Genomic DNA, 25438 nt, shown 5'->3' on the forward strand with positions numbered 1-25438 from the left:
GGCTCACGGCGCCGCCGGCACCGTCAGCCCCCACGCCCCCTCCCGGACCACCCACGTCCGGGTCCGCACCGGCCCCGACACCACGGCGTCCGCCCGGTAGCGGAAGTGAGCCCCCGACACCGTCACCGTCCGGCCCCGCGCGAGCAGGGGCGAGGCCTCGGCGCCCACCGACACCGGGCGGACCTCCACCGCCGCCACCCCGGAGGCCGAGGGCGACACCGACACCGCCTCGACCGGCTGGTGCAGGTCGACGAGGGTCTCGCCGTCGACCTCGACCCGCAGCCGGGAGGGGCCGGGCTCGGGCACGGAGGCGAGCCGGGACGGGCGGGCGGCCGGGACCAGGGTGCGCACCAGGGACTGGCAGGTCCGCAGCCAGGGGCGGCCCGGCGCGTCCTCGGCGTCCGGCGCCCGAGCGTCGGCCGTCACCGGCGGTATCCGCAGCGCGCCGAGCACCACCCCGTCGCTGTCGTCCACCATCAGGTCCATCCGCCGCTCGACCCCGTCGAGCACCGCCCGCGCCGCCGCCACCGTCCCCGTCGGCACCCCCAGCGACCGGGCGAGGGACAGCGCGCCCCCGACCGGCACCACCGACAGCGCACATCCGGCCAGCTCCCGATGCCGGTGCAGCAGCGACACCGCGCGGACCAGGGCCTGGTCGTCACCCACCACCACCGGGCGCCGCGAGCCCCGCCGGCGCAACGCCCGCGCGAACTCCTCCGGCCCGTCCGGCAGGCACAGCTTCATCGCGGCACCCGCTCCGAGCACGTCTTTCGCGATCCGTACGGACTCGCCGTCCGACCGACGGGCGACCGGGTCGACCACCACCAGCAGCTGCTCGGACGTCGCGGAAGTCGCCACCTCGGCCATGCCTCGCTTCCTCGGGTAGCATCTTTGTGCAAGAGCCCCTTGCGCTATTGCGCCAGGGGCTTCGTCTATTCCGGGGCATCCGGTCCGACGGTTGGCGGCCAACGGCGGTCGCGGTGCACGCGGCGAAGACTCCGCGTTCGCCCTCGACCATGGACATGCCCCGCCCGGAAGGGGTGTACGCGCGTGCCCGCACTTGTGCTGCTCGGTGCTCAGTGGGGTGACGAAGGCAAGGGAAAGGCCACCGACCTGCTCGGTGGTTCGGTGGACTATGTAGTGCGCTACCAGGGCGGCAACAACGCCGGCCACACGGTGGTCGTGGGCGACCAGAAGTACGCCCTCCACCTGCTCCCTTCCGGAATCCTGTCTCCCGGCTGCACGCCGGTCATCGGTAACGGTGTCGTCGTCGACCCGTCGGTCCTGCTCTCCGAGCTGAGCGGTCTGAACGAGCGTGGTGTCGACACCTCCAAGCTCCTCCTCAGCGGAAACGCGCACATCATCACGCCGTACAACGTCACGGTCGACAAGGTGACGGAGCGTTTCCTCGGCAAGCGGAAGATCGGCACGACCGGGCGCGGCATCGGCCCGACCTACGCCGACAAGATCAACCGCGTCGGTATCCGCGTGCAGGACCTGTACGACGAGTCGATCCTCACGCAGAAGGTCGAGGCGGCGCTCGACGTCAAGAACCAGATCCTCACCAAGCTCTACAACCGGCGCGCGATCGCCGTCGACCAGGTCGTCGAGGAGCTGCTGGGCTACGCCAACAAGCTCGCGCCGTACGTCGCCGACACCGTCCTGGTCCTCAACCAGGCGCTGGAGGAGGACAAGGTCGTCCTGTTCGAGGGCGGCCAGGGCACGCTCCTGGACATCGACCACGGCACGTATCCCTTCGTCACCTCCTCCAACCCGACCGCCGGCGGTGCCTGCACGGGCGCGGGCGTGGGCCCGACGAAGATCAGCCGGGTCATCGGCATCCTCAAGGCCTACACGACCCGTGTCGGCGCGGGCCCGTTCCCGACGGAGCTGTTCGACGAGGACGGCGAGGCGCTGCGCCGGATCGGCGGCGAGCGTGGTGTCACCACCGGCCGTGACCGGCGCTGCGGCTGGTTCGACGCGGTGATCGCCCGTTATGCGACCCGGGTGAACGGCCTGACGGACTTCTTCCTCACCAAGCTCGACGTCCTCACCGGCTGGGAGCAGATCCCGGTCTGCGTGGCGTACGAGATCGACGGCAAGCGCGTCGAGGAGCTGCCCTACTCCCAGACCGACTTCCACCACGCGAAGCCGGTGTACGAGATGCTGCCGGGCTGGAGCGAGGACATCTCCAAGGCCAAGTCCTTCTCCGACCTGCCGAAGAACGCCCAGAGCTACGTCAAGGCGCTGGAGGAGATGTCCGGCGCCCCGATCTCCGCGATCGGCGTGGGCCCGGGCCGGGACGAGACGATCGAGGTCAACTCGTTCCTGTAGGCCGCAGGGCCGTCGGTGCCCGATCACCGGCGCCCGCGCGGGCGCCGGTGATCGGGATTAGGCTGAAATTCATACCCCCCGCGTGCGTCGACCAGAAGAAGGTGAGTGCGATGCGCGTACTGCTCAAGGCATCCATGGACACGGACAAGGCCAACGAGGCCATCCGGAACGGCACCTTGGGGAAGCTGGTCCAGGAGTCGCTGGAACAGATCAAGCCCGAAGCGGCCTACTTCACCACCGACCACGGCAAGCGGACCGCCTTCCTGGTCTTCGACATGCAGGACAGCTCGCAGATGCCGGCCCTCAGCGAGCCCTTCTTCCTCCAGCTCGGCGCGGAGATCAGCTACACGCCGGTGATGAACCTGGAGGACCTGCAGAAGGGCCTCTCCCAGGTGGGCCGCTGAGCCCCTAGCTGAAGACGATCATCGACCCCTGGGCCAGACTCCGCGTCACGGCCGCGTGCAGACCGAGCCAGACGTGGCGTTCCCGGGCGAAGGGGCTGGGATCGTACGGTGCCGGGACGGCGGGTTCCTCCAGCTCCGTGGGCACGAGCGGCGGCTGGGGCGCGGCCGGCGGATTGGCCGGGTCGATGCCGATCGCCGGGGCGACCAGCTCCAGCTCCCGCAGCAGGGCGTGGGAGGAGCCCAGTGGCCCGCCGCCCGCGAGGAGTTGGTCGTCGGCGAGCGGGCTGGGGAAGTCGACGGGGACGTACGCGCCCGCGTGGTCGTAGTGCCAGACGAGGTGCGACTGCTGGGCCGTCGACTCGAACATCTCCAGCAACTGCTCGTAGTCGCCGCCCAGTTCGTCCACGGGCGTCACCGGCAGGCCGCACACCTGGAGCAGGTAGGCGCGGCGCAGGAAGTGCAGCGCGTCGTAGTCGAAGCCCGCCACCGGGGCGACGTCGCCCGACAGTCCCGGCATGTACTGGTACACCGGCACCGGCGGCAGTCCGGCCTCGGTGAGCACCTTGTTGTATTGCGCGAGTTCCTCGGCGAACGGGTTGTCCGGCGTGTGGCACAACACGTCGACGAGCGGTACCAGCCACAGGTCACAGGCCAAAGAAGGCTCCTCGCTCAGCTCGGTGGTCGGGTGGCGCGGTGTCAGGGAAGGGTATCGGTGCGGCACGGAAAGCGGCTGCCGCCGTGCATGTCCCATACCCGTACGGACAGATGCGACGCAGGTCATCCGGAGGCGAGGCGCTCGATCAGGGCGATGGAGTGGGCGTTGTAGCCGGCGATGATCGATCGCGCCGTGTCGGTGTCGCGGGCACCCAGGGCGTCGACCAGGTCGGTGTGGCCGGCCCATAGCTCACCCCGCAGGTCCCTGAGCCGGCGCAGGTGCTGCACCGCGCAGACCCAGGTCTGCACCCGCAGCCGGTGCAGGAAGTCGGCGAGGTAGGGGTTGCCGAAGAGGGCGGCCAGCTCGCGCCAGAAACGCAGGTCGTAGCCGATGAGGACGGTGAGGTCACCGGCCGCAGCGGCCCGCTGCGCCTCCTCGCCGCGCCGCCGTACCCCGGCGAGCACGGCGGCGACCCGGAGGTCGCCCGGCTGCCCGGAGGGGCGCTGCCCGGTGGTGAGGGTGTGGAACATCCCCTCGATGACCAGGTCGCGGGCCTCGATCATGCCGCGGAAGTCCTCTGCCGAGTACTCGCGGACGCGGAAGCCGCGGTGCTGGTCGGCGTCGAGGAGCCCCTGCGCGGAGAGGTCGACCAGCGCCTCCCGGACCGGCGTGGCGGACACCCCGTACTGGTCGGCGATCTCCTTGACCGTGAACTCCTGCCCCGGCTGCAGCCGTCCCGCCAGCACCTCGTCACGGAGCGCGTCGGCGATCTGCTGTCGCAGGGTGCTGCGCGTCACGGCGCCGTTGCCGGAGCTGCGGGGCATGGTCAGGGCGTCTCCCTCGTCGCGTTCGGGTGGCGTGCACGTATATGTCTACGGCCACGCCACCTTACGCGTTCGAACGAGGTGCGAGGTTGGTCGGCTACTGACGGGTTGTGGTCGTTTTCTGACCGGTTTACAGCTGTTTACTGGGTGTATTCATCCGCCACGGAGAGCGCCGCGTCCAGTGCCGCGAGGCCCTCCTTCAGCTCCGCCTCGGTGACGGTGCAGGGCGGCACCACATGTGTCCGGTTCATGTTCACGAACGGCCACAGCCCGCTGTCCTTCGCGGCGGCGGCGAAGGCGGCCATCGGCGCGTTCGCCTCCCCGGCCGCGTTGTAGGGCACCAGCGGCTCCCGCGTCTCCCGGTCGCGGACCAGCTCCAGCGCCCAGAACATGCCGACGCCGCGCACCTCGCCCACGCTCGGGTGCCGCGCGGCCAGCGCACGCAGCTGCGGGCCCACGACGGACGCGCCCAGCCGGGCCGCGTTCTCGACGACGCCCTCCTGTGCCATGACGTTGATCGTCTCGACGGCCGCGGCGCACGCCAGCGGATGCCCGGAGTACGTCAGGCCACCCGGGTACGGCCGCTTCCCGAAGGTCTCGGCGATCGCGCCGGAGATCGCGACCCCGCCCAGCGGCACGTACCCGCTGTTCACGCCCTTGGCGAAGGTGAGCAGGTCGGGCGTGACGCCGAACAGGTCCGCCGCGAACCACTCACCGGTCCGCCCGAACCCGGCCATGACCTCGTCCAGGACGAAGACGATCCCGTACTTGTCGCACAGCTCCCGCACCCCGGCGAGGTAGCCGGGCGGCGGGACCATGATCCCGGCCGTGCCCGGGATCGTCTCCAGGATGATCGCCGCGACGGTCGAGGGCCCCTCGAAGGCGATCGTCGTCTCCAGGTGCTCCAGCGCCCGCGCGCACTCCTGCTCCTCCGTCTCGGCGTAGAAACGGGAGCGGTAGAGGTAGGGCGCCCAGAAGTGCACGACCCCGGCCGTGCCGCTGTCGGAGGCCCAGCGGCGCGGGTCGCCGGTGATGTTCACGGCCTGCTGCGTACCGCCGTGGTACGAGCGGTACGCCGAGAGCACCTTCGGGCGGCCCGTGTGCAGCCGGGCCATCCGGATCGCGTGCTCGACGGCGTCGGCGCCGCCGTTGGTGAAGAAGATCTTGTCCAGGTCGCCCGGGGTCCGCTCGGCGATCAGCCGGGCCGCCTCCGACCGGGCCTCGATCGCGAACGCCGGCGCGAAGGTCGTCATCTTCGCCGCCTGCTCCTGGATCGCGGCGACGACCCTGGGGTGCTGGTAGCCGATGTTCGTGTAGACGAGCCCGCTGGAGAAGTCGAGGTAGCGCCGGCCGTCGTAGTCCCAGAAGTACGACCCCTCCGCCCCGGCGACGGCGAGCGGGTCGATGAGCTCCTGAGCGGACCAGGAGTGGAACACATGGTCACGGTCGGCGGCCTTGACTGCGGCACCGGCTTCGGGGTTCGGCTGAGGGGTCATGCCGGCGAGCGTAGGCGCGGGGGAGAGGGCGGTGAAATCGGCGGCCTGTCTGCCGTCGGCGGCATTCCGCGACAGGTTGTCCAGAAGGTCCGCGTGCATTGACAGTGTGCTGTCTAAATGTCAGGATGCTGTCATGACTCTTCGGGGTCGAGCCTCAGGTCTCAGGAGGAGCCGTGAACGCCATGACCGACCGCAAGCCCGTCCATCTCGCCGTCTACGACACCCTCGCCGACTGGGAGACGGGCCACGCCACGGCCCATCTCGCCCGCGCCGGGTACCGGATCCGGACCGTCGGCCCGTCCACGGACCCGGTCACCAGCATCGGCGGACTGCGCATCCAGCCCGACACCGCCCTGGACGACGTACGGCCCGAGGACAGCTCCCTGCTGATCCTCCCGGGCGCCGGCCTGTGGGACACCGGCGACGACCTCGGGCCCTTCGCCCGCAAGGCCCGGGCGTTCCTGGACGCGGGCGTGCCGGTCGCCGCGATCTGCGGCGCCACCGCCGGACTCGCCCGCGAGGGCCTGCTCGACGACCGCGACCACACCAGCGCGGTCTCCTTCTACCTGGCCGCGACCGGTTACGCGGGCGGCGAGCGCTACGTCGAGACCGACGCCGTCACCGACGCGAACCTGGTCACCGCCGGCCCGACCGAGCCCGTCGCCTTCGCCCGGGAGATCCTCCGGCTGCTCGAGGTGTACGAGGGCGAGGTGCTCGACGCCTGGTACCGGCTGTTCCACGACTCCGACGCGGCGGCCTACGCCGTGCTGGAGAAGGCCGGGGCGGCATGAGCCGGGAGCGTCAGGACCTGCTCAGCCGCAGCGCCCTCGGGGTGTTCCGGCTGAACGGCCAGTTCCTCGCCGTGGCGGAGGAACTGGCCCGGCCCGCGGGGCTGACCGCCGCCTGGTGGCAGGTGCTCGGCGCGGTCCTGGGGGAGCCGCTGCCCGTCTCCGGCATCGCCCGCGCCATGGGCATCACACGGCAGAGCGTGCAGCGCATCGCCGACCTGCTGGTGGAGCGAGGGCTCGCCGAGTACCGGCCGAACCCCGCGCACCGCCGCGCCAAGCTCCTCGCGCCGACCGGGCAGGGGCGGGCGGCGATCGCCCGTATCGACCCCGGGCACACCGCCTTCGCCGACCGGCTGGCGGAGGAGTTCGGGGAGGCGGACCTGGCGGAGGCGGTGCGGGTACTGGAACGGCTGTCGAAGGCGCTCGACGAGGTGGGACCGCCTGTTACGGAACCGTAGACGTCGTTCGGGCCTGACCCGCCCGGGCCCCGCACTATTCTCGATCTGTTGCTCACGTGTGGGGGAAGGCGGCTGAGCGATGGAGAAGCTGGGGCCCGGGGATCCGCAGCGGATCGGTGCGTACCGGCTGCTGGCGCGGCTCGGTGCGGGCGGCATGGGGCATGTGTATCTGGCCCGCTCGGAGCGGGGCCGTACGGTCGCCGTGAAACTCGTGCGCGAGGAACTGGCCGCGCAGGAGGAGTTCCGGGAGCGCTTCCGGCAGGAGGTGCAGGCCGCGCGGCGGGTCGGCGGGTACTGGACGGCGCCGGTGCTGGACGCGGACACCGAGGCGGCGGTGCCGTGGGTGGCCACCGGGTACGTCGCCGGGCCGAGCCTCCAGCAGGTCGTCGGACACGACCACGGCGCCCTGCCCGAGCGGACGGTCCGCATCCTCGCGGCCGGGCTCGCGCACGCGCTCAAGGACATCCACGCGGCCGGCATCGTCCACCGCGACCTCAAGCCGTCCAACGTCCTGGTCACCATCGACGGCCCCCGCGTCATCGACTTCGGTATCGCCCGGGCCCTGCAGACCGTGACGGACGGCGGGCTCACCCGCACCGGCGCGCTCGTCGGATCGCCCGGTTTCATGGCGCCCGAGCAGGTGCGCGGCGACCGCATCACCCCGGCGTGCGACGTCTTCTGCCTCGGCTCGGTCCTCGCCTACGCCGCCACCGGTGCCCTGCCCTTCGGCACCGCCAACAGCGGCGTGCACGCGCTGATGTTCCGCATCGCCCAGGAGGAGCCGGACCTGGAGGGCGTCCCCGAGGGCATCGCCGACCTGGTCCGCGACTGCCTGCGCAAGGACCCCGCCGCACGCCCGTCCCTCGACAGCGTCCTGGAACGCACGGGTGCGGACGACACCGTCGCCGACGGCCGCGCCCTCGACCCCTGGCTCCCGAGCGCCCTGGTGGCCCAACTCGGTCGGCACGCGGTGCGGTTGCTGGACGCGGAGGATCCGGTGGGGGCCGGCTTTGCCGAGGGAGCTGGTTCTCCCGAGCCGCCTGCCGAGCAGCGGGGTTCCGGCCCCGACGAGAACCCCGGCCCCGGCGCCACCCCCGAACACGCCCCCGCCGCCGACGAGTCGTCGCCGCACCCCGCGCTGTCCCCGGCCCGCGCGACGGCGCCCCCGGCCCCCGGCCCGCCCCCGCCGGGCCTGCCGGGCGAGGGCCCGCCGGTGAACCATCTGCCCACCATGGTCGTCGGCCAGAGCGCGCCCCCGGTGCCCGGGCAACTCCCGGGCACGGGCGCACCGTCCCCCTCACAGCCGCAGCCGCACCCGCAGATGCCGACGCCCCCGCAGCCGCACCCGGCGTACGGCTACCCCCAGCAGCACCCCCAGCCCGGCGCCCCCGGCACCCCGGGCGCCGCCCCGCCGTACCACCCCGCCTACGGCGGCCTCGGCTCCACCCCGCCCTACGGCCCGCCGCCCTACGGCACGACTCCGCCCTACGGCCCCCCGCAGGATCCGGGGCGCGGAAACGGCCGTTCCACCGCGCTGCTCGTCGTGATCGCCCTGGTCGTCGCGCTGGCCGCGGGCGGCTCGGTGTACGCGCTGATGCAGGGCGGTGACGGCGGCCAGTCCGACGCCGGCCCCACCCCCACGCAGAGCACCGGCGCGCCCCCGACCACCCCGGGCCCGTCCCCGACGACCTCACAGCCGGACACCGCCGCCTCCCCGGAGGACGGCTCGATCCCGACCGGGTACCTCGGCACCTGGACCACGACCCTCGACAACGCCGACGGCGAGCACAGCCGTTCACTCACCATCCAGCAGGGCGAACCGGGCGACACGGTCCTGTCCCTCGTGGCCGACGGCCCGACCAAGGACGGCGGCAGCTACCACTGCGTGTTCGAGGGGCGGTTGACCGCGGCACCCGGCGCCGACGGCACGCTGAAGATCGGCCCGTCCACCGTGAAGGTCGGGCAGCCGAGCACCGCCTGCACCCCGGGCGCCGCCACCGAGGTCACCCTCCTGCCGGACGGCACGCTCCAGCGCGTCAACACCAGCAGCGGGGAGCGGCTGACGTACACGAGGCAGTGACCAACTCCTGTCGGACGCGGGGTCGTTGAACGTCGGGCGAATTCCGGACGACGACAACCGGATACCCGCTCGTACAGCCGTACGGTGACCAGACGATCGCATTCGTCCGGCGGCGGGGGCACCGACGATGGAGTGGCTGAGCGCGGAGAACCTCGTGGCCGTGGCGACGGCCGTCCTCGGCATCATCGCCTCGGGCGTGATGGTCTGGTACGAACGCCGGGTACCGCGCCGGAAGAGGATCGGCTACCGCGTCCAGATGGACAACGCCATCGGCGACGACGTGCGCTCGGGCCGCGCCAACCGCCGCCTCGGCCTGTTCGACGAGGCGCCCGACATGACCGACGCGACCCTCGTCCTGCTGCGCATCGAGAACGACGGCTCACTGGCCATCGACCGCGACGACTACACCGGCCCCGAAGTCCACGGCCTCACCGCGGTGTTCACCGACCGCACCATCCGCGGGGTGTCGGTCACCCAGCCCTCCGATACCGACCACCTCATGGACCACTTCACCGCGGCCCGGGGCTTCGGCTACGAGGGCAACACACTGCGCATCCCGCGCGTCCCGCTCAACCGCGGCGACTACTTCAAGCTTCTCGTGCTGCTGTCCGGTGGTGACGTGGGCCGGGAGGTACGGCTGATCGGGGGCCTGCGGGAGGGCGAGGTGCGCACCAACCGCGCCGCCGCCCCGGACGACACACCACCGCTGTTCAGCCGGGCCGCCCGGCTGATCACCATCATGCTCACCCTGTGCGTCGTCACCCTGGCCGCGATCGTCGTCGCCCAGGACGACACCCCGCCCCCGATCGGCTGCGCGAGCGGCCGGCTCACCCTCACCGGCTCGACCGCGTTCGCACCCGTCCTGCGCGAGGTGGCCGGGAAGTACGAGCGGGACTGCGGCGGCGACCCGGTCATCGACGTGGACACGCACGGCTCGACGGCCGGGATCCGGGAGCTCGCGGCGGCCGGCGCGCAGGCGGCCCGGGAGAGGCAGGGGGCACCGCCGGTGGTGGCCCTGTCGGACGGCCCCAAGCCGCCCGGGCTGCCCGAACTGCGCGAGAACCGGGTGGCGGTGTCGGTCTTCGCGCTCGTGGTCAACGACGACGTACGCCTGACGAACCTGTCCACGGCCGACGTACGGCGTCTCTACCGGGGCGAGATCGGCAACTGGCGGCAGCTCGGCGGCCCGGACCTGCCCGTGCACCTGGTCAGCCGGGACGCCAACTCCGGGACGAGACAGGTGTTCCAGCGCCGGGTGCTGGGACGGGGCGAGATCGCCAACTCCTCCGTCGACTGCGTCCACAAGGACGACCCCACGGCAGCCGTCATCCGCTGCGAACTCGACTCGACGGACCAGGTGCTGACCACGGTCGCCGGACTGCCCGGCGCCATCGGCTACAGCGAACTCAGCCTGGCCGCGCGCGCCAAGGGCCTGCACTCCCTGCGCCTGGACGGCGACCCGGCCTCCGCCGACGCCATCGAACACGGCACGAGCGACTACCCCTACCGCGAGATCGAGTACGCCTACACCTACGGCCGCCCCCCGGCCGACTCCCTGGCGTCGAGCTTCCTCACCTACCTCGCCCGCGGCAACGGCCAGGAGGTCATCCGCACGCACGGCCATCTGCCGTGCTGGACACCCGAGGGCCTGACCCTGTGCGCGCAGGACGACGAGCCTGCCTGATCCTCACCGCGGCTCCGGCGGCCGCTGCCGGGGCATGTTCGGCCGCGCACCCCCCGCCGGCGGCACGGAGAACCGCCCGTTGGAACCCGCCGCCTCGGCCCCGCGCCCGCCCCCCGGGAACACCACCGCCTGCAACCCGACAGGCGCACCGCCGCTCCGGAACTCCCCCACCCACTCCGCCGTCTCGCCCCGCACCAGCTCGCTCACATCCTCGGAGAACCTGCGCAGCACCCCCAGACACCGCTCCGCCGCCTCACTGGCCGTCCCCTCGGCCGGCCCCAGGACCTCCCGCACGCACTCCGCCGCCCAGTCGAACTGAAGCGCCTGCAACCGCCGCTGCACGGCCTGGGCCGTGGCCACGTCCCGCATCCACCCCGACGTCACCCCGAAGTACCGGTCGACGGCCACACAGGCCACCCCCAGCAGCAGCGCCAGGCACCCCCAGGGCGCGATCCCGCCCGCGACCCCGGTCAGATCCAGCAGGGGCAGCGCGACCCCGGTGACCGCCCCCACCGCGGCCCCGCCGCGCAGCACCCGCGCGCACCGCCGCTTCCACACCCGGTCCTCCAGATACCAGGCCGCCGTCCGCAGCGCCCCGCGCTCCACCCAGCGGTACAGCTCGTCGAGCCGGACCGCCGGCTCCCCCCAGTCCCCGAGCGGAAAGGCCCGCCCGGTCAGATCGCCCGGCCGCAGCCGGGCCGCCCCCTCGCCCCGTCCGTCCTGAGGCGGCCCCTCGGGCTGCATCTCCGGCTGACCCACCCGGCACTCCCTACTGACCACGCTGCGTGACAAGTGACACACACGACGCACCCGCGCCGGACCCTTCCTACCTCCCAACGGGTGGCGAAGATGTAGCTTTCGCCGCTTTTCCGCCCGGAAGTATTCCTTGATCAGTTATAGGGCGCGAGCGGAACTCACTCGAAAGAGTGCTGGGGCGACGGCAGGCCCGACCACGTAGGCTCGTGCCGAACGGGAAAACCCGTACCGAGCAAGGAGCTGATCGTGATCCCCGGTGGTGGCCAGCCCAATATGCAGCAGCTGCTCCAGCAGGCCCAGAAGATGCAACAGGACCTGGCACAGGCGCAGGAGGAACTGGCGCAGACGGAGGTCGACGGGCAGGCGGGCGGTGGCCTCGTGACCGCGACCGTCACCGGCGCCGGCGAGCTGCGCAACCTGAAGATCGACCCGAAGGCGGTGGATCCGGAGGACACCGAGACCCTCGCCGACCTGGTCGTGGCGGCGGTACAGGCGGCCAACGAGAACGCGCAGGCGCTCCAGCAGCAGAAGCTGGGCCCGCTCGCGCAGGGTCTGGGCGGCGGCGGCATCCCCGGACTGCCGTTCTGAGACGCCCGCCGCCTTCCTCGCAGAGGCGGCGGACAACTACGGTACGTACGGGAAGGCCGTACGGCGCGCACGACCCCGATGACCCAGGAAAGGCAGTCCGTTGTACGAAGGCGTGGTCCAGGACCTGATCGACGAGCTGGGGCGGCTGCCCGGCGTCGGTCCGAAGAGCGCCCAGCGGATCGCCTTCCACATCCTGCAGGCGGAGCCCACGGACGTGCGGCGGCTCGCCCAGGCCCTCATGGAGGTCAAGGCGAAGGTCCGCTTCTGCGCGACCTGCGGCAACGTCGCGCAGGAGGAGCTGTGCAACATCTGCCGCGACACCCGCCGCGACCCCGCCGTCATCTGCGTCGTCGAGGAGCCGAAGGACGTCGTGGCGATCGAGCGCACGCGGGAGTTCCGGGGCCGGTACCACGTCCTGGGCGGCGCGATCAGCCCGATCGACGGGGTGGGGCCGGACGACCTGCGGATCAGGGAACTCCTGGCCCGCCTGGCCGACGGCACGGTCACGGAGCTCATCCTCGCCACGGACCCCAATCTCGAAGGCGAGGCGACCGCCACGTACCTCGCCCGCATGATCAAGCCCATGGGCCTGAAGGTCACCCGCCTGGCCAGCGGCCTCCCGGTGGGTGGCGACCTGGAATACGCGGACGAGGTGACCCTCGGTCGCGCCTTCGAGGGGAGACGACTCCTAGATGTCTGACGCCACGCTGCACGCGACCGACCAGAACCCGGACGACTTCGCCGTCCAGATCGCGGACCAGGTCGAGAGCTTCCTGGTCGCCGTCACGGAGATCGCGAAGGGCGACGAGCCGGAATCGGCCGTGCCCTTCCTGCTCCTGGAGGTCTCCCAGCTCCTCCTGGCCGGCGGCCGTCTCGGCGCGCACGAGGACATCGTGCCCGACGAGCGCTACGAGCCCGACCCGGGCCCCGAGCCGGACGTCGACGAACTCCGCGAGAACCTGGCCCGCCTCCTCGACCCCGTCGACGTCTACTCGGAGGTCTTCGACCCCTACGAGCCCCGCAAGGCCCCGGTCCCGGCCCGGATCTCCGACGACCTCACCGACGTCATCACCGACCTGCGCCACGGCATGGTCCACTACCGGGCGGGCCGCACCACGGAGGCCCTGTGGTGGTGGCAGTTCTCCTACTTCTCCAACTGGGGTTCCACCGCCTCCGCGACCCTGCGCGCCCTGCAGTCGGTCCTCGCCCATGTCCGCCTCGACCAGCCCCTGGCCGAACTCGACGGCCTCGACACGGACCAGGACATGGGCGACGACACCCTGGAGATCGAGGCGGGCCGGGTGATGGCCGAGGAGATCGCGGGCCCGCTGGGCCTGCGCCCGGCCAAGTAACCGCCCCCGCCTCGGCGGCTTTCCCCTCCACGGCCCGGCCCCGGGCGCGATGATGGCCGTATGACAGGTCAGTCGAAGGCATGGATGTGGACGGGCATCGGACTGTGCGCCGCCGGGGCCGTGGGGCTCGTCGTCGGCGCCGTCCTGGACGTCGAGGCGGCGGATCCCTGGGCCAGTGTGGCGGGCGGCGCCGCCGCGCTCATCGGGCTGGCGCTCGCGCTGTACGCCGGGTTCCAGGGCCAGTCCGGTACGTCCGGTGGTACGACGGTGCAAGCGAGCGGTGTGAGGTCCGTCGCCGCCGGCGGGAACATCGGTACCGTCTCGACCGGCGACGGCCCGGGAACCCCGGCGCCCGCCCCGCCGGCGAACCCCTCGCCCCCGCCCACTCCCACGCCTGCGCAGCCCCGGAACGTCACCGCCTCCGGCGAGCGTTCCATCGCCGCGGGCGGTGACATCGGCTCCGCCTCGACGGGAGACACATGAGCACCTCGGCGGAGGCCTCCGGGGACCGTTCCATCGCCGCCGGGCACGGCATCCGCCAGGCGCTGTCGGGGGACGGCTCGGTCGGGCTGTACACGGAGAAGTCGTTCGCCCTGCCCCCGGAGGCCTTCGCCCTGCCCGACACCGCGCCGCCGGGGCTGGCCAACCTGCCCGACGCGGCAGCCCTGTTCGTCGGGCGGGCCCGGGAACTCGCCCTGCTCGACGAGGCGTTGCGACCGCCCGGCGGCGTCGTCGTCCAGGCGGTCCACGGACTGGGCGGCATCGGCAAGTCGACGCTCGCCGCGCGCTGGGCGGCGGGGCGTAGCGGCGTCTTCAACCCGGTGTGGTGGATCAACGCCGAGACGCCCGCCGACCTCGACGCCGGGCTCGCCGACCTGGCCGTCGCCCTCCGGCCCGCCCTGCGGGACGTACAGTCCCGGGACGCGCTGCGGGAGCGGGCCGTGCAGTGGCTCGCGGCGCACGAGGGCTGGCTGGTCGTACTGGACAACGTCTCGTCCCCGCTCGACATCAAGCCGCTGCTGGCCAGGGCGGCGGGCGGCCGTTTCCTCATCACCACGCGACGGGCGGCCGGGTGGCACGGCATCGCCGAGCCGCTGTCGCTGGACGTGCTCCAACTGGACGAGGCCGTCGAGCTGTTCGGCAGCATCAGCGGACACGGCCCGGACGACGACGTCACCGGGCTGTGCGGGGACCTCGGCTGTCTGCCCCTGGCCGTGGAGCAGGCGGCGGCCTACTGCACCGAGGCCGGGATCGCGCCCGGGCGCTACCGGGAGCTGCTGGCCCAGTACCCCGAGGAGGTCTTCGCGCAGTCGGCGGAAGGGGCCGACGGGGAGCGCACGGTCGCCCGGATCTGGCGTCTGACACTCGACCGGCTCTCGGACACGCCGCTCGCGGGAGCCATCCTGCGGATCATCGCCTGGTGGGCGCCGGAAGGGATTCCGCGGTCGTATCTGGAGCCGTTGGGCAGCCCGGTCGAGGTTACGGACGCCGTCCGGCGGCTGGCCGCGTACAGCATGATCTCGCTGCACGACGACGGCACGATCTCCGTGCACCGGCTGGTGCAGGCGGTGACACGGGCGGCGGGTGTGGAATCCGCCCACGGCGCCGCCAACCTGCTGCTGCTCGGTTCGAGGACGCGCGACATGGCCGCCGAGATGCGGTGGCTCACCCATGTCGACGCGCTGGCCTCGCATCTGGCCTCGGACGACGATGGGGAGAACGAGGTCTTGCTGTTCGAGTCGAGCGGGCTCAGCTACACCCATCTCGACGTCACCCGCGCCATCGCGCTGCACGAGAGAGCCCTGGAGGCGGCGCGGCGCGTGTACGGCCCTCGTGGCACGGTCACCCTCCGGGTGCGCGCGGACCTGGCCCAGTCGTACGGGGTCGCCGGCGACAAGGAGCGCGAGATCGGGTTGCTCGAACGGAACCTGGCCGACTACACGCGGGTGTTCGGGCGCCGCGACACCCGGACCTTCGAGGCGACGACGGAGCTGGCCCGGGTGCTGTCGAAGGCAGGGCGTCTGGGGGAGGGGCTGGCGCTCGCGGAGAAGAACGCCAGGAAGGCCGAGCGCGTGCTGGGCCGCGACGCCTACGCGGCTCTGCGGGCCTGGTCGGCCTGGGCGTCGGCGCTGGGGGACGCGGCCTTGAAGGATCCCGGCCGGCACGCGGCCGCGGCCCGTGAGGCCATCGAGGAGCTGCTTCCCAGGGCCGTGGCCGCCACCGGCCTGGACAGTCCCGTTTCCGTCGAGCTCCGGCTCCATCTGGCGTGGACCAGACGGCTCGCGGGTGACACACCGGGGGCCAAGGCCATGTACGAGGAGTACGTGGAGAGCCAGATCCGCGGTCGTGGGGCGACGGACAGGTACGCTCTGACCGCCCGCACCTCGTTCGTCCGGTTCCTCTGGAAGGCGGCGGACGACCCCGCGCACGCCCGCCAGGTCCTCGTCCCCCTGCTCGCCGACTGGGAACGCGTGCTCGGCGACGCCCCCCAGGTGCGGCGGCTCCGCGAGGAGTTCGCGCCTCTGCTCGACGTCACGGACGCCTCACCCTGAGTGAGTTGGCCGCATGCTGGACGTCCCCTGTACGACAGCTGCACGGCCCCTAACCGGTGACACGCGAGTCTGGAGTCACTTCCACCGCAGAGAAAGCGGAGGTAGTCAACTCCCTTCGATCCCACCGGAGATGAAGATGACCCGTCGCCCCGCAGCCGCGTCCGTACGCAAGCGCGTCGCCGTCGCCACCGCCGTGGCCGTCCTCGCCGCCGGCACCTTCGCCGTCGGTGCCGGTGTCGCCGGGGCCGACTCGCGCGGCGCCTCCGGGAAGTCGCCCGGCAAGACGGCCACCAAGGCGCAGGTGCTCGGACTCTTCGACCAGTGGAACGCGGCGCTGCGGACCGGCGACGCGCACAAGGTCGCCGACCTGTACGCCAAGGACGCGGTCCTGCTGCCGACCGTCTCCAACCATGTCCGTACGGACAGAGCCGAGATCGTCGACTACTTCGAGCACTTCCTGAAGAACAAGCCGGTCGGCACGAAGGTCGAGTCGGTCGTCAACGTTCTCGACCGGAACACCGCCATCGACACCGGTGTGTACGAGTTCGCGCTCACCGACCACGAGACGGGCGCGAAGAGCACCGTCAAGGCCCGCTACACGTACGCCTACGAGAAGCAGCCGGACGGCACCTGGCTCATCGTCAACCACCACTCCTCGAAGATGCCCGAGGGCTGACCGCCCGGAGGGTGATGGTCACGCACAGACCGCCGCCGGGCGCGTCCGTCAGGGCCACGGTCCCGCCGTCGTCCGTCGCGAGCTGCTTGACGACGGCGAGACCGAGACCGGAGCCGCCCTTCCCGGTCAGTCCCTGGCCGCGCCAGAAGCGGTCGAAGGCGCGGGACTTCTCGGTGTCCGACATGCCGGGTCCCTCGTCCAGGACCGACACCCCCACGACATCGCCCCGGGGGTCCACCCGCACGGTGATCGTCCCGCCGTCCGGTGAGACCTCCAGGGCGTTGGAGAGCACGTTGTCCAGCACCTGGTCCAGGTGACCGGGGCTGGACAGCACCGACGGCCGGCCGTCGATACTCCCCCTGAGCGCGACGGTGACTCCGCGCTCCTCGGCGGCCGGCCTCCACACGGCGAGCCGCTCCCGCACGATGTCCAGCAGCGGGAGCGGCTCGGCCGCCGTCACCTTCGCCTCGGCCCGGGCCAGCACCAGCAGGCCGTTGACCAGGCGGTTCATCCGGACGACCTCGGCAGTGGCCTGCTCCACGTCCTCCCGGACGAACTCGTCGTCCACACCGTCCGCGATGTTGTCCAGGGACAGCCGCAGCGCCGTGAGCGGGGTGCGCAGCTGGTGCGAGGCGTCCGCGACGAAGATCCGCTGGGCCGCGATCAGTGTGTCCAGGCGTTCCGCGCCCTGGTTGAGGGTGCGCGCCAGTGTCTGGGTCTCCGGCGGGCCCGTCACGGGGGAGCGGGCGGTCAGGTCGCCGTCGCTGAACTTGCTCGCCATGTCGTTGAGCTGGCGCAGCGGGCGGGTGAGGCGGCGCGCCACCCCCGCGCCGAGCAGGGCGGCCACCCCGAGGACCAGCACCGCGAGGACCGCCCGGAACCCCCAGATCGTCCACAGGCGGTCGGTCATCCCGTCCGTCGAGTAGACGATGCGCACGGCGCCGGCGGCGTGGTCTTCCCCGGCCGTCCTGGCCGGGACCGTGATCACCAGCTCGGGCCCCCAGATGAAGGAGGAGCCCCAGTCGGTCGTGGCATCGCCTCGGTCGAGGGCCGCGGTCAGGGCCGCGTCCCGCCTCGGGCGGTGCAGGTCCGGCGCGCAGCCCGGGGTTCCGGTCACCTGGACGTCGCCGGGCGTCTCGGCGGCGTACGCGGTGGCCATCTTCTGCAGTGCCTCGCACGAGGTGGCGTCGCCGTTGGCCAGCAGCAGCGCCATGGTCTCGGCCTCGCGCAGCACGGACCCCTCGGTGTCGCCCCGCAGCTGGGAGGTGAGGGAGAAGGCCACCGGCACCGTGAACAGGGCGATGGCGATCGCGACGAGGAAGATGTAGCTGCGGACGAGCTGGCGGATCATGAGGCGCCACTGTCCGTGCGCGCGTCGCCGCCGCCGTCCGTGCGCGTGTCGCCGCCGTCGTCGTTGACGATCTCCAGCCGGAAGCCGACCCCGCGCACCGCCTCGATCGTGATCGCCCCCGCGAGTTTCCGCCGCAGCGCCGCCACGTGCACGTCCAGCGTCTTCGTCGGCCCGAACCAGTTCGCGTCCCAGACCGCCTCCATGATCTGCTCGCGCGACATCAGTGCCCCGGGCTCCTCGGTGAGGAAGGCCAGCAGGTCGTACTCCTTGGGCGCGAGGGCCACCTCCTCGCCGTCGAGCCGCACCCGGGCCGCCTTGCGGTCGACGGTCAGGCGGGGGCCGTAGCGGTCGGGGCCGTTCCCGGACGCCTCGGCGGGGGTGCGGGGCTGGACGCGGCGCATGACCGCCCGTATGCGGGCGATGACCTCACGGACGCCGAACGGCTTGGAGACGTAGTCGTCCGCGCCGATCTCCAGTCCCACCACCCGGTCCGTCTCGTCACTGCGGGCGCTGATCACGATGATCGGGACGTCGCCGCGTGCGCGCAGCACCTTGCAGACGTCCAGGCCGTCGGTGTCGGGCAGGCCGAGGTCCAGCAGGACGACGTCGTAGGGGCCGGTGTGGTCCAGGGCCGCCCGGCCCGTGGTGACCCACTCGACCTCGAAGCCGTAGCGCTTCAGACCCCGTCTGAGGGACTCGGCGACCGGTTCATCGTCTTCCACCAGGAGTACACGCACAGGCGAACCCTAGTGCTTGAAAGTTGAGTCACCCGGAGCGGGCACGTGCGATTGTGACGCCGGGCACTTTCTCGCGTGGCCTGTGCCCAGATGGGCATGAGCAGATCTGAACGAGTACCCCCGGAAGTCTCACCATGCGATATCGCGGAGGGGTTTTTCGGACGCTCGTTAGACTGAGCCGACCGCAGTACGAATGCGTATGAGCGGATAGAGACGGATTGAGCGAGGAGCGCACGTGGGCCTTGTCGTGCAGAAGTACGGAGGCTCCTCCGTAGCCGATGCCGAGGGCATCAAGCGCGTCGCCAAGCGAATCGTGGAAGCGAAGCAGAACGGCAACCAGGTGGTTGCCGTCGTTTCCGCGATGGGCGACACGACGGACGAGCTGATCGATCTCGCCGAGCAGGTTTCCCCGATGCCTGCCGGGCGCGAGCTCGACATGCTGCTGACCGCCGGAGAGCGGATCTCCATGGCACTGCTGGCCATGGCGATCAAAAAGCTGGGCCACGAGGCCCAGTCGTTCACCGGCAGCCAGGCAGGTGTCATCACCGACTCGGTCCACAACAAAGCCCGGATCATCGACGTCACGCCGGGCCGGATCAAGACCTCGGTGGACGAGGGCAACATCGCGATCGTGGCGGGTTTCCAGGGCGTCAGCCAGGACACCAAGGACATCACCACGCTCGGCCGCGGCGGCTCCGACACCACCGCGGTGGCCCTTGCCGCCGCCCTCGGCGCCGATGTGTGCGAGATCTACACCGACGTCGACGGCGTGTTCACCGCCGATCCGCGCGTGGTGAAGAAGGCCCGGAAGATCGACTGGATCTCCCTCGAGGACATGCTCGAGCTGGCGGCATCCGGGTCGAAGGTGCTGCTCCACCGCTGCGTGGAGTACGCCCGCCGGTACGACATCCCGATCCACGTCCGGTCCAGCTTCAGCGGACTCCAGGGCACGTGGGTCAGCAGTGAGCCACTCGTTCGAAAGTCACAGCAGCAAGGGGACAAGCAGGTGGAGCAGGCCATCATCTCCGGTGTCGCGCACGACACCTCCGAGGCCAAGGTCACGGTCGTCGGCGTGCCGGACAAGCCGGGCGAGGCCGCCGCGATCTTCCGGACGATCTCGGACGCCGAGATCAACATCGACATGATCGTGCAGAACGTGTCCGCCGCCTCCACGGGTCTGACGGACATCTCCTTCACTCTCCCCAAGGCCGAGGGCCGCAAGGCCATCGACGCCCTGGAGAAGAACAAGGGCACCATCGGCTTCGACTCCCTGCGCTACGATGACCAGATCGGCAAGATCTCCCTCGTCGGCGCCGGGATGAAGACCAACCCCGGTGTCACGGCCGACTTCTTCAAGGCGCTGTCCGACGCCGGTGTGAACATCGAGCTGATCTCGACCTCCGAGATCCGCATCTCGGTCGTCACGCGCGCCGACGACGTGCCCGAGGCCGTCCGTGCCGTGCACACCGCGTTCGGGCTCGACTCCGACAGCGACGAGGCCGTCGTCTACGGAGGCACCGGCCGCTGATGGCCGTCCTCCGACGGGCCGACGGGTCCGGCCGGTCCGTGCGGCCGACGCTCGCCGTCGTGGGAGCGACCGGCGCCGTCGGCACCGTCATGCTCCGGATCCTGTCCCAGCGGGCGGACATCTGGGGCGAGATCCGACTGATCGCCTCCCCGCGCTCGGCCGGCCGCAAGCTGGCCGTGCGCGGCGAGGAGACCGAAGTCATGGCGCTCACCGAGGACGCCTTCGACGGGGTCGACGTCGCCATGTTCGACGTCCCCGACGAGGTCGCCGAGCGGTGGGCGCCCCTGGCCGCCGCCAAGGGCGCGGTGGTGGTCGACAACTCCGGCACCTTCCGGATGGACCCGGAGGTGCCCCTCGTGGTGCCCGAGGTCAACCCGCACGCCGTACGGATGCGCCCGCGCGGCATCATCGCCAACCCCAGCTGCACCACACTCTCCATGATCGTGGCCCTGGGCGCGCTGCACGCCGAGTTCGGGCTGCGCGAGCTGGTGGTCTCCTCGTACCAGGCGGTCAGCGGGGCCGGGCGGGCCGGCGTCGAGACGCTGCGCCGGCAGCTGTCCCTGGTGGCCGGTACGGAGCTGGGGACCTCCCCGGGTGACGTACGGCGGGCCGTCGGCGACCACACCGGGCCGTTCCTGGAGCCGGTCGCGCTGAACGTCGTGCCGTGGGCCGGGTCGCCGCGCGAGGACGGCTGGTCCTCGGAGGAGCTGAAGGTCCGGGACGAGTCCCGCAAGATCCTCGGGCTGCCCCGCCTGCCCGTGGCCGTCACCTGCGTGCGCGTACCGGTGATCACCACGCACTCGCTGACCGTGCACGCCCGTTTCGAGGGCGAGGTCACCGTCGACAAGGCCCGCGAGATCCTCGCCACGGCGCCCGGGGTCGTGCTGTTCGACAACCCGGCCGCGGGCGAGTTCCCGACCCCCGCCGACGTGGTCGGCACCGACCCGACGTGGGTCGGCCGGGTCCGGCGGGCGCTGGACGACCCGACGGCGCTCGAACTGTTCGTCTGCGGAGACAACCTGCGCAAGGGCTCCGCGCTCAACACGGCGCAGATCGCCGAACTCGTGGCGGCCGAGCTGTCGTGACGCGCCGACCCGGTGGCCCTGCCCGGGTTTCGGGAAGTTTCGGTACGCCGAAATCCCCCGCTGTGTGTCATAGGCGGTTTGTAGGATCTCCCTACGACATGTGAGCAGGTCGATGGTCCGGACCACTTGTCCCGGACCCCATCGGCATCCGAGGATTTACCTCCCCGCCCTCCGCAACCGCGCGGAGGGCGGGGAGCGTCTTTGCGATCGCCCTTCCGGGCCGCGGGACGTGCATGCAGGCGTGGGGACGCCTGGAAGCGGGCGTGGGGACGCCCGTTCACATATGGATATAGGGGAAGAGCGGGACGCATGAGGGCAATTGATGCACCACCGGTTGCGCTGCCTGACGCGGGTAGACCGTCGACGGCCGAGGTCGTCGTGAATGTGATGCCCGGCACGTACAACCCTCACGGGGGTGAGCGTGTCCAACAGACGTGGCAGAGGTACTCGACTTCAGCGCGGCACGCGGCACGGTCCTCAGACCGCCCCGTCCGGCGGCTCTACGACCCCGCATGCCCGGTACCGCCGGTGGCATGCCGGTGATCGCGCCCGTGCCCGCAGCGCGGCCGGCCCGCATCCCGAACCAGCGTGACGGCGTCGAGGACGGTGTCGCGGCCGGGACCACCGTCGACCACCTCACCGAGACCTACCGGGCGCACTACCGCTCGCTGCTCGGTCTCGCCGCCCTCCTCCTCGACGACACCGCCTCCTGCGAGGACGTCGTCCAGGAGGCCTTCATCCGTGTCCACTCGGCCCGCAAGCGCGTCCGCGACCCCGAGAAGACCCTGGCCTACCTGCGTCAGACGGTCGTCAACCTGTCGCGCTCGGCGCTGCGCCGCCGCATCCTCGGCCTCAAGCTGCTGTCCAAGCCCATGCCCGACATGGCCAGCGCCGAGGAAGGCGCCTACGACCAGCTGGAGCGCGACTCCCTCATCAAGGCGATGAAGGGCCTCCAGCGCCGCCAGCGCGAGGTGCTGGTGCTGCGCTACTTCGCGGACATGACCGAGGCCCAGGTCGCCGAGACCCTCGGCATATCCCTGGGTTCGGTCAAGGCCTACGGCTCGCGCGGCATCGCGGCGCTCCGGCTCGCCATGGAGGCGCCGGCATGAGCGACGGCAACGGCGTGCCCCGCGACGGGCGCGACCGGCACGAACCCTTCGAGTGGCACGAGCCGACAAGGCTGCACGGGCAAGATCCGACGCAATCGCACGCTGGGAACGGAACTGTGAACCACGGCCTGGACGACCAGAGCCCCGAGGGGTTCGACTCGGACGAGCTGGACCTGCGCAGGATGCTGCACCAAGTGGTGCCGCAGGTGGAGCCGCGCGACGGCACCCTGGACTATCTGCGGAAGGCGGTGCCCCAGCGCCGGGCCCGCAAGCGGCAGGCCGTCGTCGGCATGGCCGCCGCCGCGCTGTTCATCGGCACGGCCGTCCCCGCCCTGGTGCACGTCTCCAACTCCGGCTCCGACGCCAACCCGTCGGTCGCCGGCCTCGCCTCCGAGGCCCAGGGCGGCGCGAGCCAGGGCAAGGGCCCCGACGGCGGTGAGAGCACCGCGGGCAGCTCGCCCGGCAAGACCGAGGGCAAGGGCAAGGGCGACAAGAAGGAGAAGGGCAAGGAAGGCAAGGCCACCGGTGGCGCCTCGACGGGCGCGTCCCAGGGTGCCGGCCCGTCCTCCACCACCGCCGCCGGCATCCCGGCATGCACCGCCGCCCAGCTCGGCCCCGCCACCGGCAGCAGCGCCGCCCCCGACTCCACCGGCGCGGTCTACGGATCGTTCCGTGTCACCAACGTCTCCGCGGCGAGCTGCACGGTCACCGGCCCCGGCGACGTGAGCGCGCTGGCCCAGGGCTCGGCCGACGCCACCAAGATCGGCTCGGTCCGGCACACGGCCGGGGACGCGGCGGCCGGGCTGCCCGACCCGTCCCTGGAGGCCACTCAGCTGGTGCTCGCGCCGGGCGTGGCCTACGACGTGAAGTTCGCCTGGGTCCCCACGGAGACCTGCCCCGCCCCCGGCGGCGACCCGGGCGACCCCGCTGATCCCACGCCCGACCCCACACCGACGGCGGACAGTGGCACCACGGGCGGCACCTCCACCGCCGGCGACACGGGCACGGCCCCACAGCTGGCCACGGAGGACGGCACACCCGAGGGCAGCGTGGCGGTGACGTACACCCCGGCAACCGGCTCGGGCGCGACGTCGGTGACGGTGTCCAACGCGTGCGCGGGGACGGTCTACTGGACGGGCGTACTGGCGGGGTCGTAGCGGCACAGCCCGCGGGCATGCGTGCCGCCCGGGGCGGCACGGGTGGGCGCGGGCGGCATCCCGCACCGCCGGGCTGCGGACCCACCCGCCCTCAACAGCGACGCCGCGTCACTTGGCTCCGGCGTCCACAGCGACGGGCTGCTCCTGCTCCGCCACCAGCCCCAGTTCCGCATCCCGCGCGAACTCGACCTCGCGCCGCAGCAACCGGAACCACATGAAGATCACAAACCCCACGAAGGCGAACCACTCGGCGGTGTAACCAAGGTTCTGGAACGCCTTCAGATCCAGCCCCGATCCCGGCGGCGCACTCGCCGGCACCGCCTTCATCCCCGAGTCACCCCTCGCCAAGGTGACCCACGCGTCGTACACGTCGTACGGCACCAGGTTCACCAAAGACGCCGCGCTGATCGCCCCGGTCTGCCCGGCCGGCAGACCGCCCTGCGCACTGACGCCGTTGTCACCCGGCGTCTCGGACGCCTGAAGCGCCCCGGTCACCGTGACGTCACCGGTGGGCGCGGCGGGCGCCTTCGCCGCGTCGGCGGCCCCGGGCAGCCAGCCCCGTACCACGGGCAGCGCCTGGCCCGAGTCGGTGCGCAGCAGCGTCAGGACGTAGAAGCCCTGCTTGCCGTCGAGCTCCCGGCCGGGCACCAGCAGCTGCTTGACGTAGCGGCCGGTCGCGGTGACCTGCCTCCCGGACGTCGCCTTGGTCACCGGCAGCATCTCACCGAGCGGCCGGGGCGCCTCGTGCCGCGCCTCGGCGACCTGCTCGGTCGCCGTGCGGTGATCCTGCACCCGGTCCTCGAACCGGCCCAGCTGCCAGGACCCCATGAAGATGCAGAAGGGGATGGACAACAGCACGAAGACGTTGATCCCCCACCATCGGGGCGTCAGCAGAAACCGGTACACACCCTTACGGTACGGGGCAGCGGGGCGGGCCCGGCCCGCGGGGTCGGCCGTCAGTCCCTGCGGGCCCGGACCGAGTACATCAGCGGGATCCGCGGCCGGTCCGCCGGATAGCGGAAGTAGCCGTCCCGCCGCTCGAAGCACCCGAACCGCCGGAACAGCGAGACGTCGTGCTCGTGCAGGAACTCGACGCGCAGCCCGGCCGCAGCCAGCGCCGAGACGACCTCGCCGACCGGATGCTGCCACTCCACGCGCCGGTTGTGGACGAACTCGGCGCCCTCGGCCGCGTACGACCCCGGGCTCTCCTCGATCCAGGCGTCCCGGGCGAAGTAGTCGTACGTGATCCGCGAGCCCGTCTCGTCGTCGAGGACATCGGTGAGCGGGTGGAACTCGGACAGGTAGAGGAACCCGCCGGGCGCCACCAGCGAGGCCGCCGTCTCGGCCCAGCGCCCGATGTCGGGCAGCCAGCACAGCGCGCCGACGCCGGTGTAGACGATGTCGTACGACGGGTCCGGCACCGCGGTGGCCGCGTCGTACACGTCCGCCGCGACGAACGCGGCCCGGTCCTGCCCGAGGCCGAGATCGCGTGCGAGGCCGCGGGCGACGTCGACCGCCGGTGCGGAGAAGTCGAGGCCGACGACGCGGTCGGCGCCGTGCCGGGCCCAGGACAGGGTGTCGAGACCGATGTGGCACTGCAGGTGCAGCAGCGAGCGGCCGGAGACGTCGCCGACCTCGGCGAGCTCGAAGTCCCGCAAGGGGTCCTGCCCGGCCCGGAAGGCGTCGAGGTCGTAGAAACCGCCCGTGGTGTGCAGCGGGACGCGTTCGTCCCAGTGGGCCCGGTTGGCGTCGCGCCAGTCGGCCGGGGTGGGGGAGTACATGGGTGACTCCTGACCTGCTGGGAAGGGGGACCGGTGGAGGTTA

The 25438-nt window shown here is 71.9% G+C and carries 25 protein-coding genes; 16 read left to right on the forward strand and 9 right to left on the reverse strand.

The features are described 5' to 3' along the window. Window positions 1-3 precede the first annotated feature (3 nt). Entirely contained in the window at window positions 4-867 is an 864-nt protein-coding gene (locus ACFZDA_RS26375) for a diacylglycerol kinase family protein (RefSeq protein WP_391086100.1), read from the reverse strand. Window positions 868-1050: 183 nt separating this feature from the next. On the opposite strand from ACFZDA_RS26375, the gene ACFZDA_RS26380 reads away from it, so the two are divergent. Both ACFZDA_RS26380 and ACFZDA_RS26385 read left to right on the forward strand, forming a co-directional pair. Next, window positions 1051-2334: an adenylosuccinate synthase gene (locus ACFZDA_RS26380; RefSeq protein ID WP_391086102.1), complete on the forward strand. Its 1284-nt coding sequence runs from the start codon at window positions 1051-1053 to the stop codon at window positions 2332-2334. Between the two features lie 110 nt (window positions 2335-2444). Then, window positions 2445-2738, forward strand: a complete 294-nt coding sequence (locus ACFZDA_RS26385; protein ID WP_391086104.1) for a hypothetical protein — start codon at window positions 2445-2447, stop codon at window positions 2736-2738. A gap of 4 nt (window positions 2739-2742) precedes the next feature. Here the strand turns inward: ACFZDA_RS26385 and ACFZDA_RS26390 are convergent, their stop codons facing one another. The 3 genes from ACFZDA_RS26390 to ACFZDA_RS26400 all read right to left on the reverse strand — a co-directional run bounded on the left by ACFZDA_RS26390 (window position 2743) and on the right by ACFZDA_RS26400 (window position 5713). Beyond that, the gene (locus ACFZDA_RS26390; RefSeq protein WP_391086105.1) at window positions 2743-3393 is read right to left on the reverse strand and encodes a hypothetical protein; all 651 of its coding nucleotides are present in this window, start codon (window positions 3391-3393) and stop codon (window positions 2743-2745) included. Window positions 3394-3515: 122 nt separating this feature from the next. Next, window positions 3516-4217 (reverse strand): GntR family transcriptional regulator, encoded by a 702-nt coding sequence (locus tag ACFZDA_RS26395; RefSeq protein WP_391086106.1) that lies wholly within the window; start codon window positions 4215-4217, stop codon window positions 3516-3518. A 140-nt stretch (window positions 4218-4357) separates the two neighbouring features. Continuing rightward, window positions 4358-5713, reverse strand: a complete 1356-nt coding sequence (locus ACFZDA_RS26400) for an aminotransferase class III-fold pyridoxal phosphate-dependent enzyme (protein WP_391086107.1) — start codon at window positions 5711-5713, stop codon at window positions 4358-4360. A gap of 182 nt (window positions 5714-5895) precedes the next feature. Between ACFZDA_RS26400 and ACFZDA_RS26405 the strand changes: the two genes are divergently transcribed. The 4 genes from ACFZDA_RS26405 to ACFZDA_RS26420 all read left to right on the forward strand — a co-directional run bounded on the left by ACFZDA_RS26405 (window position 5896) and on the right by ACFZDA_RS26420 (window position 10723). Continuing rightward, the gene (locus ACFZDA_RS26405; RefSeq protein ID WP_391086502.1) at window positions 5896-6504 is read left to right on the forward strand and encodes a DJ-1/PfpI family protein; all 609 of its coding nucleotides are present in this window, start codon (window positions 5896-5898) and stop codon (window positions 6502-6504) included. Next, entirely contained in the window at window positions 6501-6959 is a 459-nt protein-coding gene (locus ACFZDA_RS26410) for a MarR family transcriptional regulator (RefSeq protein ID WP_391086109.1), read from the forward strand. Before ACFZDA_RS26405 ends, ACFZDA_RS26410 begins: the two co-directional genes overlap by 4 nt. Before the next feature lie 79 nt (window positions 6960-7038). After that, on the forward strand, window positions 7039-9039 hold the full coding sequence (locus tag ACFZDA_RS26415; RefSeq protein ID WP_391086111.1) for a protein kinase: 2001 nt from the start codon (window positions 7039-7041) through the stop codon (window positions 9037-9039). A gap of 127 nt (window positions 9040-9166) precedes the next feature. Beyond that, window positions 9167-10723, forward strand: coding sequence for a substrate-binding domain-containing protein (locus ACFZDA_RS26420; protein WP_391086112.1), 1557 nt, complete (start codon window positions 9167-9169; stop codon window positions 10721-10723). Between the two features lie 3 nt (window positions 10724-10726). On the opposite strand, the gene ACFZDA_RS26425 is transcribed toward ACFZDA_RS26420, so the two are convergent. Continuing rightward, a complete protein-coding gene (locus ACFZDA_RS26425) occupies window positions 10727-11482 on the reverse strand; it encodes an SLATT domain-containing protein (protein ID WP_391086114.1) in 756 nt (251 codons plus the stop codon). 243 nt (window positions 11483-11725) lie between these two features. Between ACFZDA_RS26425 and ACFZDA_RS26430 the strand changes: the two genes are divergently transcribed. From ACFZDA_RS26430 to ACFZDA_RS26455, 6 genes are all read left to right on the forward strand, one after another. Beyond that, window positions 11726-12067, forward strand: a complete 342-nt coding sequence (locus ACFZDA_RS26430) for a YbaB/EbfC family nucleoid-associated protein (protein WP_082319878.1) — start codon at window positions 11726-11728, stop codon at window positions 12065-12067. 100 nt (window positions 12068-12167) lie between these two features. Further along, window positions 12168-12767 (forward strand): recombination mediator RecR, encoded by a 600-nt coding sequence (gene recR, locus ACFZDA_RS26435; RefSeq protein WP_003991835.1) that lies wholly within the window; start codon window positions 12168-12170, stop codon window positions 12765-12767. Next, the gene (locus ACFZDA_RS26440) at window positions 12760-13419 is read left to right on the forward strand and encodes a DUF5063 domain-containing protein (RefSeq protein ID WP_306965117.1); all 660 of its coding nucleotides are present in this window, start codon (window positions 12760-12762) and stop codon (window positions 13417-13419) included. Before recR ends, ACFZDA_RS26440 begins: the two co-directional genes overlap by 8 nt. Before the next feature lie 60 nt (window positions 13420-13479). Next, complete coding sequence (locus tag ACFZDA_RS26445) at window positions 13480-13902, forward strand: hypothetical protein (protein ID WP_391086118.1); 423 nt, start codon at window positions 13480-13482, stop codon at window positions 13900-13902. After that, window positions 13899-15971, forward strand: coding sequence for a tetratricopeptide repeat protein (locus tag ACFZDA_RS26450; protein WP_391086120.1), 2073 nt, complete (start codon window positions 13899-13901; stop codon window positions 15969-15971). Before ACFZDA_RS26445 ends, ACFZDA_RS26450 begins: the two co-directional genes overlap by 4 nt. A 136-nt stretch (window positions 15972-16107) precedes the next feature. Beyond that, complete coding sequence (locus ACFZDA_RS26455) at window positions 16108-16647, forward strand: SgcJ/EcaC family oxidoreductase (RefSeq protein ID WP_391086122.1); 540 nt, start codon at window positions 16108-16110, stop codon at window positions 16645-16647. Here the strand turns inward: ACFZDA_RS26455 and ACFZDA_RS26460 are convergent. Further along, window positions 16613-17998 carry an ATP-binding protein gene (locus ACFZDA_RS26460; RefSeq protein WP_391086123.1) on the reverse strand — a complete coding sequence of 462 codons (1386 nt, stop codon included), beginning with the start codon at window positions 17996-17998 and terminating at the stop codon, window positions 16613-16615. The two genes, ACFZDA_RS26455 and ACFZDA_RS26460, sit on opposite strands and share 35 nt — an antisense overlap. Next, entirely contained in the window at window positions 17995-18735 is a 741-nt protein-coding gene (locus ACFZDA_RS26465; protein WP_391086125.1) for a response regulator, read from the reverse strand. Before ACFZDA_RS26465 ends, ACFZDA_RS26460 begins: the two co-directional genes overlap by 4 nt. A 235-nt stretch (window positions 18736-18970) precedes the next feature. Between ACFZDA_RS26465 and ACFZDA_RS26470 the strand changes: the two genes are divergently transcribed. The 4 genes from ACFZDA_RS26470 to ACFZDA_RS26485 all read left to right on the forward strand — a co-directional run bounded on the left by ACFZDA_RS26470 (window position 18971) and on the right by ACFZDA_RS26485 (window position 23614). Continuing rightward, window positions 18971-20263: an aspartate kinase gene (locus ACFZDA_RS26470; RefSeq protein WP_391086127.1), complete on the forward strand. Its 1293-nt coding sequence runs from the start codon at window positions 18971-18973 to the stop codon at window positions 20261-20263. Then, window positions 20263-21348: an aspartate-semialdehyde dehydrogenase gene (locus ACFZDA_RS26475; protein WP_391086129.1), complete on the forward strand. Its 1086-nt coding sequence runs from the start codon at window positions 20263-20265 to the stop codon at window positions 21346-21348. Before ACFZDA_RS26470 ends, ACFZDA_RS26475 begins: the two co-directional genes overlap by 1 nt. 533 nt (window positions 21349-21881) lie before the next feature. After that, window positions 21882-22457 (forward strand): SigE family RNA polymerase sigma factor, encoded by a 576-nt coding sequence (locus ACFZDA_RS26480; RefSeq protein WP_355842505.1) that lies wholly within the window; start codon window positions 21882-21884, stop codon window positions 22455-22457. A 116-nt stretch (window positions 22458-22573) separates the two neighbouring features. After that, window positions 22574-23614: a hypothetical protein gene (locus ACFZDA_RS26485; protein WP_391086132.1), complete on the forward strand. Its 1041-nt coding sequence runs from the start codon at window positions 22574-22576 to the stop codon at window positions 23612-23614. 108 nt (window positions 23615-23722) lie between these two features. Here ACFZDA_RS26485 and ACFZDA_RS26490 read toward each other — a convergent pair whose 3' ends face one another. Next, window positions 23723-24520: an SURF1 family cytochrome oxidase biogenesis protein gene (locus ACFZDA_RS26490; protein ID WP_391086134.1), complete on the reverse strand. Its 798-nt coding sequence runs from the start codon at window positions 24518-24520 to the stop codon at window positions 23723-23725. A 50-nt stretch (window positions 24521-24570) separates the two neighbouring features. Continuing rightward, window positions 24571-25395: a methyltransferase domain-containing protein gene (locus ACFZDA_RS26495; protein WP_391086136.1), complete on the reverse strand. Its 825-nt coding sequence runs from the start codon at window positions 25393-25395 to the stop codon at window positions 24571-24573. Window positions 25396-25438: the final 43 nt, after the last annotated feature.

Origin of the sequence: Streptomyces sp. NPDC007991 (assembly GCF_042958445.1) — a bacterium.
GTDB lineage: Bacteria > Actinomycetota > Actinomycetes > Streptomycetales > Streptomycetaceae > Streptomyces.

Excerpts from the sequence above, each read along its gene's own strand:
- ACFZDA_RS26375 (WP_391086100.1), bottom strand. The coding sequence starts at position 867 with ATGGCCGAGGTGGCGACTTCCGCGACGTCCGAGCAGCTGCTGGTGGTG.
- ACFZDA_RS26385 (WP_391086104.1), top strand. The coding sequence starts at position 2,445 with ATGCGCGTACTGCTCAAGGCATCCATGGACACGGACAAGGCCAACGAG.
- ACFZDA_RS26395 (WP_391086106.1), bottom strand. The coding sequence starts at position 4,217 with ATGCCCCGCAGCTCCGGCAACGGCGCCGTGACGCGCAGCACCCTGCGA.
- ACFZDA_RS26400 (WP_391086107.1), bottom strand. The coding sequence starts at position 5,713 with ATGACCCCTCAGCCGAACCCCGAAGCCGGTGCCGCAGTCAAGGCCGCC.
- ACFZDA_RS26405 (WP_391086502.1), top strand. The coding sequence starts at position 5,896 with ATGACCGACCGCAAGCCCGTCCATCTCGCCGTCTACGACACCCTCGCC.
- ACFZDA_RS26410 (WP_391086109.1), top strand. The coding sequence starts at position 6,501 with ATGAGCCGGGAGCGTCAGGACCTGCTCAGCCGCAGCGCCCTCGGGGTG.
- ACFZDA_RS26415 (WP_391086111.1), top strand. The coding sequence starts at position 7,039 with ATGGAGAAGCTGGGGCCCGGGGATCCGCAGCGGATCGGTGCGTACCGG.
- ACFZDA_RS26420 (WP_391086112.1), top strand. The coding sequence starts at position 9,167 with ATGGAGTGGCTGAGCGCGGAGAACCTCGTGGCCGTGGCGACGGCCGTC.
- ACFZDA_RS26440 (WP_306965117.1), top strand. The coding sequence starts at position 12,760 with ATGTCTGACGCCACGCTGCACGCGACCGACCAGAACCCGGACGACTTC.
- ACFZDA_RS26445 (WP_391086118.1), top strand. The coding sequence starts at position 13,480 with ATGACAGGTCAGTCGAAGGCATGGATGTGGACGGGCATCGGACTGTGC.
- ACFZDA_RS26450 (WP_391086120.1), top strand. The coding sequence starts at position 13,899 with ATGAGCACCTCGGCGGAGGCCTCCGGGGACCGTTCCATCGCCGCCGGG.
- ACFZDA_RS26455 (WP_391086122.1), top strand. The coding sequence starts at position 16,108 with ATGACCCGTCGCCCCGCAGCCGCGTCCGTACGCAAGCGCGTCGCCGTC.
- ACFZDA_RS26460 (WP_391086123.1), bottom strand. The coding sequence starts at position 17,998 with ATGATCCGCCAGCTCGTCCGCAGCTACATCTTCCTCGTCGCGATCGCC.
- ACFZDA_RS26475 (WP_391086129.1), top strand. The coding sequence starts at position 20,263 with ATGGCCGTCCTCCGACGGGCCGACGGGTCCGGCCGGTCCGTGCGGCCG.
- ACFZDA_RS26480 (WP_355842505.1), top strand. The coding sequence starts at position 21,882 with ATGCCGGTGATCGCGCCCGTGCCCGCAGCGCGGCCGGCCCGCATCCCG.
- ACFZDA_RS26495 (WP_391086136.1), bottom strand. The coding sequence starts at position 25,395 with ATGTACTCCCCCACCCCGGCCGACTGGCGCGACGCCAACCGGGCCCAC.